Raw genomic sequence first — 17,026 nt, forward strand, 5'->3', positions numbered from 1 at the left:
CTCATCAATATTTAAAATGTAAATTCTACAGTGGTTCCTTTATTGTTTTCACTTTCAATTTTCAGTGTTCCATTGATCAGCTCTACACGGCTTCTGATATTTCGCAGGCCCAGTCCCCCTTTCAGGGTATTTTCATCAGGATTAAATCCTTTGCCGTCATCTTTATAAATACATGTATTTTTTCCGTTTTTTCCCAAAAATTCTATATCAATATGGGTACTTTCACCATGTTTTATAGAATTATTGATAAGCTCCTGAAGTATTCTAAAGATATGTAAATTTTTTACATCTTCCGCTTTTGCAAAATACAAACTGCTGGAATAGGTAACCTGCAGTTTTTTGGACAGGTTAATTTCTGAACACAATGCATCTATGGCAGCATGCAGTCCAAATTTTTCTAAAATGGGAGGAAGCAGATCGTGAGAAATCTGTCTGGCACTTTCGGCAGTTTTATTGACCAGATGTATAATTTTATTTTTCAGGTCATTATACTCTTCCCTGGGAAGATTATCAAAATCCAAAAGATGGATATTTAAAGAAACCACACTCAGTTTTGAACTGATGTCATCATGCAGATCCTGAGCTATCCTCAGTCTCTCCTTTTCCTGAGCACTGATAATAGCATGGGTAAGGTCTTTCTCATACCTGAGTTCCAGTTCTTTTTTCTGAATAAGATTTCTTGTTATTTTCTTGTTTGAAAAATAATAAAATATGATCAGCGTAACGGCCAGTAAAGTAAATGCCAGAAAGGTATAAACGATAGTGGAAATAATTGTATTTTCATTCATTTTGTAAAATCATAACAGTAATTACACATTTTTTCTACGGGAAGAAAGATATTCTGCCAGAATAAAAATCTGGTACACAATAAACATAACAACATTGAAAACCCATATCTCTTTATGCAGCTTCCTGTTCATCACCGTATACAGGTTTCCGGACAAAAATATAACCGTACTGCTTATGAGATACAGCAAAAGTCCCAGGCTTATATAATTATATTTCTTCGGAGTATCCAATATATTATACAAATGAAATAATGCCAGAATTATAATAGAATAAGAAGTGACAAAAATTTCAAACAGATTAAAAACATAATATTTTTCCGGATCTATCATATACTGTATGATGAGAATAACAGGAATGGTAATTAAAAGAATACGTGTTGCTTTTTTCTGATACTTTTCCGTTAAAATCTCATGAAAGAACAATCCCAGCAGCAAAAACTGACCTATCAGATAATAATGTGAGAAAAACAGATTATTGATCTTCTGGGAATTCAGTACATAGAATACGATTTCACAAATTAATATCCAGGCCAGATAACTGATGAAAAATGTATAGGCTTTTCCGGAACCGGAAAAACCTATACCGTATACTGCCAGATTAATCAGCAGAATGCCTTTTCCAATTAATGACAATATTTCAATCCAATGATCCAAGATCTTCGGTTTTCAGGTTACAGATTCCACCATTTCTCAGCAGAACATACACTCGGGCAGGGTGTGGTCATGTCATATACATAAAATCCGTCCTCATAATTGACAATATCGTTCCCATAAGCATCCACTCCTACCATTAAAAATTTAAACTCTCCCTGATCAGTGATCGCGTTATATCCGCGATATTGTTCAAAGCCTTTATCCTTGTTGAAAATATCATTTACATCTTGTACAGGAATAATATGCGCTTTTATTGACATTCCGTCAATATCATTTCTACTCTGCCAGTTGCTGATCCATGTTTTAGCATCATCCAATGATACTGCATGCTTAGGTAATTCCATAGTTTTCTCGTTTTAAATTATATAATAGGTTTTTAAAAAAGTTCCTGTAATTGCACACTACAAGTTATGAAAAAACCAACCATACCGTGAAATAAATTTATTTTCCATAACATAATCTCTATTTTTCAAAATTATAACAATAGCAATGAACAAAACTGCGTATTTCTACGCGTTTTTAAATCCGGTATTTACTACGCTGTAACGGCTGTATCTTTCATCGTTACTTTGTGGTATCCTTTACAGGAAAATTCAAACAGAATCCAACAGGACAGGAGGTCTTTCACTTTCTTCATCCCTTAAAAATCTATACCATGAAAAAAATTATCTCTTTTGCCATTTTTGTTTTCTTAAGCACGATTGCACTGATCAATGCACAGACAACAACGGTAACTTTTGAAAATTCATCTGGCGGCAGTACCAGTTTTATCAGCAATGGATATACTTTCAATATTATTTCACAGGCCGGAACTTTCAGAATTCAGGGCAATTATCCAAACACCGGCTGGAACGGAACAGCCAATGACAATGTCTACATTGACAATACCGGAACAACGAATATCAGCTCTCCTTCATTCAGTCTTAAGAGCAGTTCTTCATTCACAGTATCAAAATTTTGGGTATTTTTAAGCAATATTGCTTTAAACCAGTCTACCTCATCAGGAACCCTTATCATCACAGGAAAATTAGGAGGGATTCCAAAGTTACCACCACCAAAACATCCGGTTTTAATACAACATTCAATGCCACTACGGGAACGACAGGCATCAGCAATGGGTTTACTCTGATTGACCTTGCCACTCTGAATAATCAGAATAACAGCAATACTGTAATTGATGAGATCCAGCTGCAATCCACCGGAGGATATGTTTATATGTGCCTGGATGCATTTACATGGTCAAAAATTTCCACTTTGGGAACCTCAGAAAACACGATCCAAGACAAAGGGAATATTTATCCTAATCCAACTTCGGGTATCTTCCATATTGATCATGTGAATAAAAATGATAAAATTTCTTTGTATGACCAGTCCGGAAAACTCATAAAGTCTGCAGAAGCGACAAACGATGAAAATATGTTTGATATTACCGAACTGCCTCAGGGAATCTATCTCATCAAAACAGAAACGGCCAGCTATAAAATCATCAAAAAGGACTAAGAAGTTTAAGCCTTTGCCAGTAAATAAAAAAACCGACAGTTAGCTGCCGGTTTTTATTATTTTGAATTCAAATGATTAAGGATGCTGCTGCATTTTCGCAGGATCGTCATAGTTTACCATCCAGTTAATCCCGAATTTATCAGTAAACATTCCGAAATAAGCTCCCCAGAACGTATCTGCCATAGGCATTGTTACCTGTCCTCCTGCAGAAAGGCCACCGAATAATTTGTCTGCCTCTTCTTTAGACTCTGCATTTACAGAAATAGAAAAGTTATTTCCTGCCTTGAAACTGGAAGACCATTCTCCGCCGGTATCACTTCCCATCAAAATCGTTTCCTTAGAGATCGGAAGCGAAACGTGCATGATCTTGTTTTTATCTTCTTCCGGGGTTTCTTTTCCCTCCATTGGAGGCATTTCTCCAAAAGTTCCGATGTAAGGATATTCTCCTCCGAACACAGATTTGTAGAAATCAAATGCTTCTCTGCAATTGCCGTTGAATGTTAAATAAACGTTTACTGTTGCCATGATTGTTTTTTATAAGTTAAGTTTGTTTTAAGTCATCTTTGTATAATGATCCTGATCTACCTGTGCTGATCTATTAAAATCATATTGCCATCCGGATCTTTCAGGTAGATATGTTCAGGTCCTGAGGTTGTTTCGTCTGCTTCTCTGCCGATTTCCACTCCACTTTCTTTTAATCTTTTCTGAATTTCGCGTACATCATCAAAAGAATCAAGATTTTGTGCATTTTCATCCCATCCCGGATTGAAAGTAAGCATATTCCCGTCGAACATGGCCTGGAAAAGCCCTATCAGTGTGGAACCGTTTTTCATGATCAGGTAGTTCTGTTCTTCCGTTCCTGCCATTGTTGTAAAACCCAGCTTCTCATAGAAGTCTTTGGATTTCTGAAGATCCTTTACGCTTAAGCTGATTGAAAATGCGCCTAGTTTCATAGTGTTAGTGAGTTTTTAAGATAAGACCTGAGGTCTGAGGTATTTTTAAGTCCGGTATAAGATGATGAGGGGCTGTTACTGATTTTTCAGATGGGTTTTAAATTCAAGGGTTCCGTCATAACTTTTCCAGTCTCCTGTAAGCTCAATGTACTGCCCTTCAATTTTCTCTGTTTTCTTGTTCCATTTAAAATTATAGGTAAATTTCCCTTTGAAAAGGCCGGAATGCTTTCCTTTATTCTCTTCTGCCAGCTCATATTCGCCATATACTGTTCCCTGCTTCCTGGAATCTTTATATTTTGAAATGGTAATTTTACCTTCAAATTTTGTATAATTGGTATCTACAAGAGAATACCCTGAAACGAAATATTCCTGATCATTTTTTTATTCTGTTCAGAGATATTGATCTTTAGTTTCAGTTCCTGACCCTTGTTTCCGATAGTGCCTAGATAAGGTTTACTATTATTCAGCCATGCATTGGAAATATCCGGCATCTGGCCCATTACAAAATTGGCAGCCAGAACAAAAAGTAATAAAAGTTTTTTCATGTAATGTTGTGTTTATACTCCAAACTGTGCCAGGTGATGGTTCAGATGCTTGGCAAACATATTGTTCCATTCCTGAGCATTTAATTTTCCAAAAGAGAAAGACTCTTTCCCATCGAAAGCCTCTGCTCCCAATTGCTGTGTCTTCTGAATAAAACCTATCAGTCTTGTTTTTTCTTCATGAAAATTTTTTCTGGTGGTAATCAAAAACTGGGGTGCTGTAGGAGAATCTCTTGGATAGGCTTTTTCCCCTACCACTTTAGGTTTTACAAAAGTCTTCAATATAAATTTTGCAATAGCCCCAGGTTTTTTGTGTTTTTCCGGTTCGTATACCATTTCGTAGGTTATACAACAGTGTGCCAGCATCTGATCCACCGTCATTTTCCCCCACAAACCATGGGTATCTTCCACCAACCTGTTGATTCTATCTATATAGTTTTGAGCATCTTTTGCATCAAATACATTTTCCATATAATTTCTATTTTACAACAGACAAATATATCAGTTTTTTTGTTTGATTTTATAGCCGGTTGAAAAAAGGAGAAATTGGCGTATAGGATTCGAGGTATAGGGTTACGGGTTGCTGGCTCTAGTTGATGGGTTGCGAGTTGTTGGTTGCAGGTTAGGGATAAAGGGTGAGGTGTTATACGGTTAAGCTATAAGGTACGTGTTCCGGGTTTCGATGTTGCGGAATTTTGAGGTTTGCGAAGGTGGAGTCTGGATGATGCAGGCTATTCTTTGAATTTATTTTTTGTGTTATTGTTTTGAATAATTTAATCTTAGTATTCTTAACCACTAACCAGCAACCAGCAACTAAAAAACTACTCACTATCCTCCGGAGAACTATTCTCTACCGCAATTTCCTGTGGAGCAGCTTTTTTGAATATAAACCAAAGCTTGATCTTTAAAGCAATCCAGCCAATAACAGCATATATTACTAAAAGAATACTTAAATGTTTCAGGTAAGGAAAAGTAAGTTCTACCGATCCCTTTTGAATCAATAAGATTTTAAAGGCCTGTAAAAAGGGAGTCAGCGGAATAATATTCGCGATAAACTGAACAAAGGCAGGCATCGCATTCAGAGGCCAGGTAAAGCCACTGATAATGAACGCCGGTGAAGCGATAACCATCAGGATCTGTGTTGCTTTCAATGCATCCGGAATCAGAATACTGATAAAGACACCCAGAAATGAAACGGATCCCACAAAAACAGCTGTAAGAAGAATAAAATTGAGTATCCCTTCCGGCATCGGAACCCTGAAGATCATATGCATAAAGTAATAAATACCTACAATAAGAACAGAGAACACCCAGATTGGTATTACCTTAATCAGCATGGTCGGGAAAGCCCATCTTTTCATTTTCAGGTATTCCTTTACAAAAGAGCCTCTTTCAAATTCTGCGGCAAAACTTACGGCCATAGCCAACAGAATTACCTGCTGTAAAACCACTGCAAGCATAGCCGGCCACATGAAAATAAGGTAGTTTCCGGTAGTATTGAATAGCGTAATGTAATTGGCTTTGAAAGGTTCATATTGTGTAGCAGCCTTTGCAGCGGGCATTCCCGCCTTTTGGAGGGCTTTGATGGAAGCTCCGGCTGAGAATGTTCCAATGGTCAGCTGAAGTGCTTTGGATGCAAAATTGGCTGTTAAAACATTCCCGGTATTGATATAAACATTAAGTTCAGGATACTTTTTCTGCAGCATATCTCCTTCAAATCTGGAAGGAATAATTACCACTGCTGCCGCCTCATGTCTGATCACTTCGTCTTTGATACTGAGAGGCTCCTGCAGGTATCTGAAAACCTTAATGCTTTTATTGTCTTCGAGCATTTCCGTCAATTGGTTTGACAAAGGGGTATTATCTCTGTCGACAACCAATACAGGTGTATTTTCAACTTTTCCGCTTTTGTAGACAAACCCCAGCAAGGTTGCATAGAACACCGGTGCCAGAAAAAACACCGTCCTTAAGGTAGAATTGCCGATAAAAAGTTTAAACTCGCGTTTTAAAAGACGGAAAAATTCTTTCATCTGTATATTTTTATAGGTTGGAAACGTAATGGAATTCGCTGAAATTCTATCCGTTCTGTTTCATTTATTTAAGGATTACATTGGCATTAACCAGAATATTTTTAGCTTTATTCATATCCTTAGGTTTTACTTTGATCTCGTAGATCGCATCCTGCAGCTGATAATCCGGATAGGCAGTAGTAATATCCGCATACTTTGTCAGCTGTTTGATATACACGATGGTTCCTGTCAGGTTTTCTTTATTGTACACCACCTGCATTGTTACTTCCTGCCCTTTTTTATATTTTGAAATGGCACTTTCCGGAATGGTAAATCTGAAATATGTACTTTCCGGAATATATCCGTTGAATAATGCAAACCCTGCCGTTGCAAGCTCACCGGTGTTTAAGCTGATGGTTTCTATTTCCATATCGTTGGTCGCAATGATATATCTCTCTGAATATGCGACATTGGCTTCCTGTAAAGCTCCTTTTGCCTGTGAAGCCTGTCCTGCCGCCATCTCCACTTTTTCGAAGCGGGTTCCTCTTTTTACGTCATCCAATTCAGCCACTACAGCATCATACTGAGCTTTCGCCCCCTGTAATTTGGCATAGATTTCGTCATGGGCTTGCGGAGACATTAAGCTGTCACGGAACATATTATTGGCTCTTTTATAAGATTTCTGGGCAAATTCATATTGCTCTTTCAATCCTTTATATTTGGCCTGAAGCTGTTTCAGCTGATCGGCTGTTGCACCGTTTTTAGCCATTTGTTCCTGCGCGGTAGCAGCACTTACTGCTCCTTGTGCCTGCGCTATTTTTGCAGAAACTTCAGGGACATCAAGCTGTGCCAGGGTATCACCTTTTTTCACAGTCTGCCCTTCGGAAACATATATTTTTAAAATCCTTCCGGTGACTTTAGGGGCAAAAGAGATCACATCTTTCTTGGTTTTCCCTTCCGGTTCTTTGATCTTTTCGTTCTTTTTGTCACAGCTCCCCAATAAAATCAGAGCGGCGAAGAGTAGAGATATATTTTTATGCATGATTTAAATGGTTAAGGAATTAAATAAAATTTAGTGATATCCAGCTCCTGAGTAGACCTCATCAGTTCTATTCCCGCTCTTCTCTGGTTAAAAACAGCATTCTGGTATTCCAGTTCGGCAGCTTCAAGATCATTTTCTGCATCAATGAGCTGTGAAGATTTGCTCATTCCGTATCTGAATTCTTTTTCTGCCTGTACGAGTGCATTTTTTGCAAGCTCTTTTTCTTTGGCTTTCAGGGTAATCTGTGCGGAAGCAATATCATAATTGGTTTGGTTATTGGCCAGATTCAGTGTCAGTTTTTTCAGAGCATCTTCTTTCTGGTTTTGTAATACCTCTTTTCCGACTTTGGCTGTTTCTTCGGCATGTTTTCCTTCCTTACCGTCAAAAATTTCCCATTTAAAGCCTACTCCTGCTGTAATCAATGGAAATACATTAATATTATTGGGCCTCCAGTCCAGTTTTTTCCCTTCATATCCAAGCAATGGAACTGCCGGGATTATATTTTCTGAGGATTTTATTCTGTTCCCATACAATCCGATATAATAAGCAGAAGCCATCAGCTGTACTTTAGGAATCATCCAAGTCCTTTCGGCTTTTATCTTATAATCTGCAGCACTGATGCCATGTTCCAAAGCACGGATTTCTGCTCTCTGCTCTATTCCTTTTTCTGCAGCCAGCAGTTCTACCGGAGATAATACCGGATCGATCATTCTAAGCCTTTCCTTATTGATTCCGGTTAAAACATAAAGCTGGGTAAGAAGTAATTCTTTTTACCTTCATATTCTACCATTTTAGCATTTAAAGTAGCTTGTGCCAGCTCAATCTTCTTATGATCATAAGGAGTAATCAGACCGTAACCAAGAGCTTTGTCTGCAGTTTTCCTGTTGATATCCAGTCTTTTTTTACTTTCGTCCAGCACTTTTTTAGACTGATGAATCAGAGCCAGCTGATCATACGCTCTGGAAATAGTGGCAATAACTTCATCTTTTGTTTTCTCCAGAAGTATATCTTCAGACTTTTTCTTTTCTTCAACAGCTTTTTTCATGTATTTTACTTTTCCTCCCGAATACAGAAGCATTTTGGCATCTGCTTTGGCAATTCCTGAAAATCCTGATACATTGAAATTATTGTTGAAAGTCCCTTCCGGAATATTAATAAAGGGAGCGAGATTGAATTCCGGTGACGTAAGTCTTGCTGTTCCGTTGAGATAACCGGCCTGACCACTTAATTCCAGTGTTGGAAGAAAGATATCTTTCAATTTATGTTCATCCAGATCGGTAAGTTTGTTTTGGGTAATCTGCATTTTAAGGTTCGAATCCCGAACCATAGCACTATCCAGAAGTTCTTTAAAATCCGGCGCAGACTGTGCCCAGCCAAAAGCGGGGAAAGCAAAAAAACTAAACGTAAAAATCAATAAATTGTTTTTCATGGTTTATGTTTACAACAAATATAATGCAAAAAAGGTTAAATGCTTAAAGATAATTCTACAATGTAGTGAATTTAAAGTAAGTTTAAAATATGTTTAGGTTCAAAGCCCTACAAAATAAAGTTTTGACAGAAGCGTTTAAATGTTAATTAAATACTAAAAAAACTGAAAAAAAATTTTAACTCTACTTTTTCTGTATTTTTTTTACGGCACTTTTGCAGGAAACAAAGGAAGAAAAGAACGTTCTCCGGAAAATTAATTACTCTGAATATTGGGATCCGGATTCCTGCGGAATGATAAACTTGAAAAGGCTCTGAATTAGAAATCAGTAAAATTTGTTCAATAGGAACGGGCTTTAGCCCGTTTAATAAAAAACAAAATTCCAATTGGCTTCAGCCAAAACCTAAAACCATTGACAACAGAAAACACTATCATTTATGTTGGCCCTGAATATTGGGAGCCGGATTCCTCCGGAATGACAAGTGAATGGATAGGTTTATATAATAAATTACTTCATCTATAAAATCTGTGAAAAATAATATTCAATAGGAACGGCCTTTAGCCCGTTTAATAAAAGCAAATTCCAGTTGGCTTCAGCCAAAATCTAAAATCATTGACAGCAGAAAACACTATCATTTATGTTGGCCCTGAATATTGGGAGCCGGATTCCTGCGGAATGACAAGTTGGATGGATAGGTTTATATAATAAATTACTTCATCTATAAAATCTGTGAAAAACAACACTCAATAGGAACGGGCTTTAGCCCGTTTAATAAAAGCAAATTCCAGTTGGCTTCAGCCAAAACCTAAAATCATTGGCAGCAGAAACACTATCATTTATGTTGGCCCTGAATATTGGAAGCCGGATTCCTGCGGAATGACAAGTGGGATGGATAGGTTTATATAATAAATTACTTCATCTATAAAATCTGTGAAAAACAACACTCAATAGGAACGGGCTTAGCCCGTTTAATAAAAACAAATTCCAGTTGGCTTCAGCCAAAACCTAAAACCATTGGCAACAGAAACACTATCATTTATGTTGGCCCTGAATATTGGAAGCTGGATTCCTGCGGAATGACAAGTGAATGGATAGGTTTATATAATAAATTACTTCATCTATAAAATCTGTGAAAAATAACACTCAATAGGAACGGGCTTAGCCCGTTTAACAAAAACAAATTCCAGTTGGCTTCAGCCAAACCTAAAACCATTGGCAACAGAAAACACTATCATTTATGTTGACTCTGAATATTGGAAGCCGGATTCCTGCGGAATGACAAGTGGGATGGATAGGTTTATATAATAAATTACTTCATCTATAAAATCTGTGAAAAACAACATTCAATAGGAACGGGCTTTAGCCCGTTTAATAAAAGCAAATTCCAGTTAGCTTCAGCCAAAACCTAAAACCATTGGTAACAGAAAACACTATCATTTATGTTGACTCTGAATATTGGAAGCCGGATTCCTGCGGAATGACAGAAACAACGTTGAATTGCCACGAATACATCCTTCAAAGAAAACGAAAAACTCCTCACAGCATGTGGGGAGTTTTCTGTATCATTATAATACGCTGGTTTATTTTTGAACTGCTTTTTTCATCGCAGCATCCGGACGTAAAATTCTGTAACGAACTTCGATATCTTTCGGTACATAGAATACCAACGGCAGTTTACTGTTGTATCTTACAATTTCAGGCTTTAAAGTCACAAACTTTTTAGTCAGTTTTTTATCCGGGCAGGCCATCAGGGTACCTCCTGTTTCGCCATTAGATTCTACTTCATAATAGTTGTATCCCCACCCCTGAAGATCCTGGGTTTTCATTTCTCCCATCAGGAAGTAATTGTTACAGTCTAACATTTTTTCAGCCCCAACAAAAAGTTCAACTTTTAAATCCTTTTCGTTTTTTGCTACGGGAAGCTGAATATATACCTGCTTATATCCTTCTTTTGCCTTTGGGAACATTTCGATCTGTAGTTTTTCAAACTTTTCTGCTTTCTTTTGTGCAAAAGCATTTACCCCAGCCATCAATACCAATCCTGTAATTAAAGTTTTAGAAAATTTCATCTTTATAATTTTTTAATTTGTATTCATCTGATTTCAAAAACCATTCCAAAATTAAACATTTGTTTGATTTTTCGATTTAATTCTATCCTACCTAAAAATCGTTAAACAAAAAACTGCAGTAAAAATTACTACAGTTTTATGCTTATCAGTTACTCTGAAATTGTTACGTTGCTTCCTTTGGTGTGTGCATTCATCTGCGGTGCATAATAATTCTGCATCGTTGTTATTCCGTTGGAAAATTTTCCGGATGCATTGGCCACCACATCGTATTCAAAAACATATTTTCCTTTCGGCATGTATTGGATATAAAAATTGGTAGAAGCATCTTTGGTTGACTGATAATATCCAAGGTTATTCTTCCACTGATAACCGGATAATACATCTGTCGGTTCAAATCCTGCTGCGCGCATATCTTTGATGTGAATAAACTCCATTGCTCTGTCTGTATTCAGAATCATTCTTACCGTCACTTTATCTCCCACTTTCAATGGGGTTTCGGAAGAGATCTTCTGAAGTTCTTCGCCGTTTACCGTTTTTACTTTTTTATAGAGTTCTTTCGTTAAAGAGATATAATTTTCAGAAGATCTGATTTTATCAAGATCTTCGTAATACTGCCAGAACAATCCTCCCTGAACAATTCCGGGACCAGGTTTTGTAACCGTTACAGCTGCTAAATTTTTATCTATCGCTTCAGTTTTCACTGTTGATTTTACATAGCCTGTTGCCTGAGTCTGAGGAACCAACTCTTTTCCTCCCCAAACGATAGTCGCTTTATCGCTTTCTGCTCCGGTCCATGATTTTCCTGAATTCAAAATAGTAAAGATCACCTCTGCTGTTCCTCTTGAACTTCCCCATGAGTTGACTTCTTTCTGGGTTACGAGCCAGATCTTCATATCTTCAATAAAGTTTTGATCATTAGACTTTAACGTATTGAAAGCTTCAAGGGCGCCAGCATGGTTAACCACTTTAGAACCGAACCATCCCCAATCATTAAGGTTTTGTTTCCAGTAAACACCTTGCGTTTTGGTATCTGTGGAAGTTTCTTTAAGATAGGTCATTAACTTATCGGATACCTCTTTCAGACCATAGTCATTCATTAATAATGCAGCCCGGTGAAGCCCGAAGAAGGTAAAATCTGTGATCTTAGCTGTTTTGGCTTTTTGTTTTACCAGCGTTTTCAGGGCAGCACCTTTTCCTTTTAAAGGATATTGTTTTTCCCAATAGTTTCTGGTATCAAGATAGTCTATTGCCCAGTTGTTCCAGACATTTCCTTTTTTCACATCAAAATACCTGTTAACTTCATTATCTACATACTGAATCAGTTTAGCAACAAGAGCTTTTTGATCAGCCCTTTGATAATCTTTCACATTATCTTTAAGCCAGGAATTGATTTTCCCTAAGTTTTTAAGGATGTATAACGACGTTCCGTAAGAACTTGGATAACCAGGGTACCATGAGAATCCGCCATCCGGATTTTGCAGTTTTTTGAAGTCCTCCCAATCCTGATTGATCGAATTTTTCATCGTATTAACATCGAATAATAAAGCCACTTTCTGCATCTGCTCTCCTTCATTTTTGCTCTCCAGTACCCAAGGGGTTTCTTCCAGCAACAGCTGCTTCAGTTCCTGATTCTTCTCAAGGTTTGATTGTAATACTCCTTTGTTCTGATACTCTTCAAAAACCGTTTTCATTTTCGGATTAGCTTTGAATATTTCTGAAGCTAAAACATCAGCAAACCATTTATTAAAGATCACATCCGCAGAATTATTCTGATCATTTTTCAGACTCGGAAGAGCAAACATCATCTCCCAGATCGGATTGGTTGTCAGCTCCAATGTATTGGAAACATTAGACGCTGTTGTGGAGGTATTATTTTTAAGATTGTCCAGTACAAATGTTTTGGTTTCTCCTTCTTTCACAAAAACCGGAACGGCGTCTGTCACCAGCATTCTGTTCGGCAGTACAGCAATAGCCTGCTGCTCGCCGTCAGAATATTGCCCTGCTTTGGCAACCACTTTGAAAATAACGGAGGAAACATTGTCCGGAACTTTTAATTTCCATGTTAAAGCGCTGCTTCCGTTTTCATTTAAGCTGAAGTTTTGCACTCCTGAAGTGATTCCGAATTTCGAAGAAATATTTTCATTGGTAAAGGCATCAAGGATCTGTAATTCAGCCGAGCCATTTAACTTTTTATCCGTAAGGTTTGAAAGTTTCGACTGAAGGTTCAGTTCGTCACTTTCTCTCAGGAATCTAGGATAGTTGGGAGTCACTGAAAATTCTTTCTGTGTTACCACTTCTTTTTCCAGGGTAGCTGCTCTTGCATCTTTTGTATGGGCAAGAAACATGAGTTTCCATTTTGTCAGTGCTTCGGGGAGGTGAACTCGAAGTTGACATTTCCTTCGGCATCGGTTTTCAGATCCGGATAGAAAAATGCGGTTTCGTTCAGATTCTGGCGAACAGCTACTTTATCCAAAGCATCCTCTTTTCCTGCATCCATTTTCGGTGCATTTAAAGCTTCCGGAACTACATTCTGAACAACTTCAATTTTGTCTTCCGCGACAGCGGCTCTGGCAGTTTTAAACTTAGCTCCTGCAATTGGTGATGGCGGTGGTGCATAAGCCGGAGCTTTCACTCCTTCCTGAACTACTACTCCTGAAGCATACCCCTGCAATGAATATAAAAAGTCACCATCAAACCAGTTAAACTGAGGAACAGTTACATATTTATCCTCGAAATATCTCAGCCTTTTCTGATAGTTTTGCTGCTGCAGGTAATTGTTAATGCCATAAGAAGTGATAATCACAAATGGGGTATATAATTTCGTCCAACTAAAACTGTTTGCAGCAAACTGATCCAGAGACATATCATACATATTGGCCAATACCTCTGCGTTGATCTTTTCTTTATCATTTCCGGTTACTTTTACGGTCCATTTTTCTTTAACATTAGGCTCCAGTTTATCTCTGAAGGTTACCGTTTCAATCTTTAAAGGTTTGTCAGTGTCTTTGATCTTTAGGGAAACAGATTCTGTATTCACATCATTAAATGCTACCAGCTGAAACTGAAGGTTCAATGAAGAGACACTTTTATCTTTAGGAATTTCAGCAGTATATTCCAATATTCCTTTTTTCAGCTGATGAACTTCGGAAACGGTTTTTCCGGATCCATCCTGCACAAAAACATTCACCAGCGCATCAGGAACTGCTGAGAATACATACACTTTTGCTTTTTCTCCTCTTGACAATTCTTCTTTCGGAGCAATAACCGTAAGGAATGTTCTCTGGCTTGGCTTTAAAGCTGTTTTATCCCAAACACTAAAGTTCTGAGCACTTTTGATGGTATCTTTTCCTTCAATATTGAAAAGTTCCAGCAGGTAGTCTCCTGCTTCCAGCTTCCCTAAATCAAGCTGAGCATTATCTGCAGATGGCTGCTGTTGTTTTTCAAGTAATACTGTTTCCGTTTTCCAGTTTTTGATCTCATCATTTTTATCGAAAAGATCGTGCGGGAATTTACTGATGAACTCTTCTTTTGAATATTTCGGAAGATTCTGTACCTCAGATTTAAAATTATCCCTGAAAATCCTGTCCGGAGCGGTCAGTTTTGATAGCTTAACCTGATAGGATTTCTTAAGGTTCTGTTCATTATAATTTTTAGTTTCAACCTTTACTTTTACATTTTCATCCGCAAAAGTATTGCTGATATTTTCTGCCTGAATATAATGCGAAACCGATGCTACTTTCAGTTGGGTATCCGCGGTCTGCGTTTCACCATTGATATCTGTTACAGATGCATTGACAGCATAGTTATCAATCTGTATTCTTTCCAGTTTTTCATCTTTTTTAAGTTCCAGACGAATGACAAATTCCCCTTTTCATTGGTTTTTGTTTCTCCCAGAATTGAGTTTTCATTATCATCATTCTGTGGATACCAGCTGAAATATCTCCATCTGATATTCTGTTTTTTGATCTCGTAGTTCACCGTGGTATTGTTCAGCGGAACACCGGAGAACATCACTGCTTTTCCTTTCAGTTCTATGGTCTGGCCATATTGATACTCGTCCTTTACAGGTTCAAAGGTTACTTCAAACTTTGGTCTCTTGTATTCTTCCACCCTGAAATTTTTATATCCCTGGCTTTCTCCTTCAATTCTCAGGTAAAAATTACCGTTCAGTTTTCCTTTCGGAAGAATGAAACTTCCATGATAAGAACCAAACTCACCGGTCGTAAATTCCTGGGAAGAAATTTCCTCATTATTGGTATTCAGTAACGTTATTTTCTGTTTTAATCCGGAAAGAACAGCTTCCACTTCTTTATTCTGCCTGGTATTGATGACCTTGAAATAAACGGTCTGTCCGGGACGGTAAATCCCTCTGTCGATGAAGATCTGAGCCGTTGATCGGGTTTGTTTATTAGGGTTATAATCATCATCGTAGCCCCTTTTTCCGTACACCTGCATGATCTGGAAATCATTGGTCTTAGGCTGCTGAATCAGAAAAGTCCTGTAATAGTCTTTGCTTTCTGTGGAAGGAAACTTAAACACTCCGTTTGCATTGGTTGTTCCATCTATTTTATTTAATGTTTTATTGGAAACAAATTCATAAAACTTAAGTCCTTCATTGGCCACCGGCTTTCCATTTTCACTGTTTACCAGCTTCAGCTCATCAGAAAGAGGATTTCTGTCCGTTTTATTCTGATAAATAATCCTGTTTCCGGAAACCAGGAAATAAAAGTTTTGTCTTGAGTCTGTATCTTTCATATCAGCACCCGCAACCGTAAATTCTGCAACATACACCCCTGACGGAAGCGGCTTAAATTCCAGTGAAGTTGTATGGTTCTGATAATCCTTAGGGTCCGGAAGCTGGAATGTTTCTTTCCTTACGAGATGTTTTTTCAGCTTTCCGAAAGTATCGGAGTAAGAATTCTGAACATACTGAAGCAGTGAGGTGAAATCATCTTTTACTTCATAAATATTCAGGGTAAATTCTGATACATTCTGATATTGCGCCACCATATGAATCGGCAGGTTATTCTGGGTCTGGGATTCATATTTAATCGTCAGGTACGGATTCACAATCTGTGCTTCCTTACTTTTGATATTTTCGATAAAAGGAGATTTCGGATATTCACTTTTTGCCTGGGCAGCTATTGCAAGGGCTTCTTTAGGTTTCTTCTTGTTAACAAGTTCATCCATGATATTATCCATAATCATCACTTTATAATCTCCTTCCACATTAGTTTTTAAGAGATTCTGAAGCTGCTCAAGCCTGTCTTTGCAATGACTGAAATTACAGTTCTCTGTAATCTTTTCTTTCATAAAGTATAACTTTGGATTCCCGGTGTTCTGTGCAATCAGCTCGTCATAGATGGCATTGATCGCTGTACGGTTGGCTGTCAGTTCATTTTTTGTGAAAATATTGTTTTCAGATAAAAATTCTATTTTTTTAAGCGCATACCAATCGGACAGGGTCGGGAAATAAGCAATGTCACTTGTTCCGGAAAAGATATCCTTATATTTTTCCAGTGAAATCTTTTTCATTTCAGGTTTTTCCTGGTCAAGTTCCTGAAAACTTTTGGTAAGATAGTTTTTGTAATCAAGCTTACTCCAGGTTTCTATCTGCGAAACATCCTGAGAATTGATGTTGGTTCTTCCGTTTATTTTCCATACGTTTTGATTGTAATAGTCCATGAAGAAACCGTTCAGCAGGACTTTGTATACCAATTTACCCTCACCGCCCAGTTTTCCTTCGGTATCCTTAAGTTTTTTGAAAAATTGGGAAGCAGCATCATTCTGATCATCATCCACCGTTTGATTTACAATACTGAATTCCGCTTTCAGAGAACGGATCAGCTCAAAGGCATTATTTTCTTTCATGGCTTGTTTTTGTATGTCTAAAATAATGGGAAGATTAGATTTATACGCTCCTTTTGTACTGTTTTCAGCAATTTTTTTCCATTGGATATCGTAATACTTCTGTGCAGATACCATTGAAAAGCTCTGCATTACAAGCAAAAGCAGAAAAATCTTGGAAAATCTTTTCATATA

Annotated in this window: 15 protein-coding genes and 1 pseudogene; 2 read left to right on the forward strand and 14 right to left on the reverse strand. The window is 37.6% G+C overall.

Annotation, left to right across the window (positions count from 1 at the left end; all coding sequences use genetic code 11):
- Window positions 1-11: 11 nt before the first annotated feature.
- The 3 genes from OWR28_RS16660 to OWR28_RS16670 are packed head-to-tail and all read right to left on the reverse strand — an operon-like array spanning window position 12 to window position 1,786.
- On the reverse strand, window positions 12-788 hold the full coding sequence (locus OWR28_RS16660; RefSeq protein ID WP_332387618.1) for a sensor histidine kinase: 777 nt from the start codon (window positions 786-788) through the stop codon (window positions 12-14).
- 21 nt (window positions 789-809) lie between these two features.
- On the reverse strand, window positions 810-1,442 hold the full coding sequence (locus OWR28_RS16665) for a hypothetical protein (protein WP_332387619.1): 633 nt from the start codon (window positions 1,440-1,442) through the stop codon (window positions 810-812).
- 17 nt (window positions 1,443-1,459) lie between these two features.
- Complete coding sequence (locus OWR28_RS16670; protein WP_332387620.1) at window positions 1,460-1,786, reverse strand: hypothetical protein; 327 nt, start codon at window positions 1,784-1,786, stop codon at window positions 1,460-1,462.
- Window positions 1,787-2,097: 311 nt separating this feature from the next.
- Here OWR28_RS16670 and OWR28_RS16675 point away from each other — a divergent pair, with 311 nt between their 5' ends.
- Window positions 2,098-2,571: a hypothetical protein gene (locus OWR28_RS16675; protein ID WP_332387621.1), complete on the forward strand. Its 474-nt coding sequence runs from the start codon at window positions 2,098-2,100 to the stop codon at window positions 2,569-2,571.
- 86 nt (window positions 2,572-2,657) lie between these two features.
- Entirely contained in the window at window positions 2,658-2,942 is a 285-nt protein-coding gene (locus OWR28_RS16680) for a T9SS type A sorting domain-containing protein (protein WP_332387622.1), read from the forward strand.
- A 75-nt stretch (window positions 2,943-3,017) separates the two neighbouring features.
- Here the strand turns inward: OWR28_RS16680 and OWR28_RS16685 are convergent, their stop codons facing one another.
- The 11 genes and pseudogenes from OWR28_RS16685 to OWR28_RS27070 all read right to left on the reverse strand — a co-directional run bounded on the left by OWR28_RS16685 (window position 3,018) and on the right by OWR28_RS27070 (window position 17,023).
- On the reverse strand, window positions 3,018-3,467 hold the full coding sequence (locus OWR28_RS16685; RefSeq protein ID WP_332387623.1) for a VOC family protein: 450 nt from the start codon (window positions 3,465-3,467) through the stop codon (window positions 3,018-3,020).
- Between the two features lie 56 nt (window positions 3,468-3,523).
- Complete coding sequence (locus OWR28_RS16690) at window positions 3,524-3,895, reverse strand: VOC family protein (RefSeq protein ID WP_332387624.1); 372 nt, start codon at window positions 3,893-3,895, stop codon at window positions 3,524-3,526.
- 86 nt (window positions 3,896-3,981) lie between these two features.
- The gene (locus OWR28_RS16695; protein ID WP_332387625.1) at window positions 3,982-4,215 is read right to left on the reverse strand and encodes a hypothetical protein; all 234 of its coding nucleotides are present in this window, start codon (window positions 4,213-4,215) and stop codon (window positions 3,982-3,984) included.
- 18 nt (window positions 4,216-4,233) lie between these two features.
- The gene (locus tag OWR28_RS16700) at window positions 4,234-4,440 is read right to left on the reverse strand and encodes a hypothetical protein (protein WP_332387626.1); all 207 of its coding nucleotides are present in this window, start codon (window positions 4,438-4,440) and stop codon (window positions 4,234-4,236) included.
- 12 nt (window positions 4,441-4,452) lie between these two features.
- Window positions 4,453-4,908, reverse strand: coding sequence for a DUF1569 domain-containing protein (locus tag OWR28_RS16705; protein ID WP_332387627.1), 456 nt, complete (start codon window positions 4,906-4,908; stop codon window positions 4,453-4,455).
- A gap of 350 nt (window positions 4,909-5,258) precedes the next feature.
- Window positions 5,259-6,467 carry an ABC transporter permease gene (locus tag OWR28_RS16710; RefSeq protein WP_332387628.1) on the reverse strand — a complete coding sequence of 403 codons (1,209 nt, stop codon included), beginning with the start codon at window positions 6,465-6,467 and terminating at the stop codon, window positions 5,259-5,261.
- A gap of 64 nt (window positions 6,468-6,531) precedes the next feature.
- The gene (locus tag OWR28_RS16715) at window positions 6,532-7,488 is read right to left on the reverse strand and encodes a biotin/lipoyl-binding protein (protein ID WP_332387629.1); all 957 of its coding nucleotides are present in this window, start codon (window positions 7,486-7,488) and stop codon (window positions 6,532-6,534) included.
- A gap of 11 nt (window positions 7,489-7,499) precedes the next feature.
- The gene (locus OWR28_RS16720; RefSeq protein ID WP_332387630.1) at window positions 7,500-8,198 is read right to left on the reverse strand and encodes a TolC family protein; all 699 of its coding nucleotides are present in this window, start codon (window positions 8,196-8,198) and stop codon (window positions 7,500-7,502) included.
- Between the two features lie 26 nt (window positions 8,199-8,224).
- Window positions 8,225-8,917, reverse strand: a complete 693-nt coding sequence (locus OWR28_RS16725) for a TolC family protein (protein WP_332387631.1) — start codon at window positions 8,915-8,917, stop codon at window positions 8,225-8,227.
- A 1,578-nt stretch (window positions 8,918-10,495) separates the two neighbouring features.
- Window positions 10,496-10,984 (reverse strand): serine protease inhibitor ecotin, encoded by a 489-nt coding sequence (gene eco / locus OWR28_RS16730; RefSeq protein WP_332387632.1) that lies wholly within the window; start codon window positions 10,982-10,984, stop codon window positions 10,496-10,498.
- A gap of 149 nt (window positions 10,985-11,133) precedes the next feature.
- Window positions 11,134-17,023, reverse strand: a pseudogene (locus OWR28_RS27070) (alpha-2-macroglobulin family protein).
- Between the last annotated feature and the right edge of the window lie 3 nt (window positions 17,024-17,026).

The sequence above is a fragment of the Chryseobacterium sp. 1B4 genome (assembly GCF_036631475.1).
Taxonomy (GTDB): Bacteria; Bacteroidota; Bacteroidia; order Flavobacteriales; family Weeksellaceae; genus Chryseobacterium.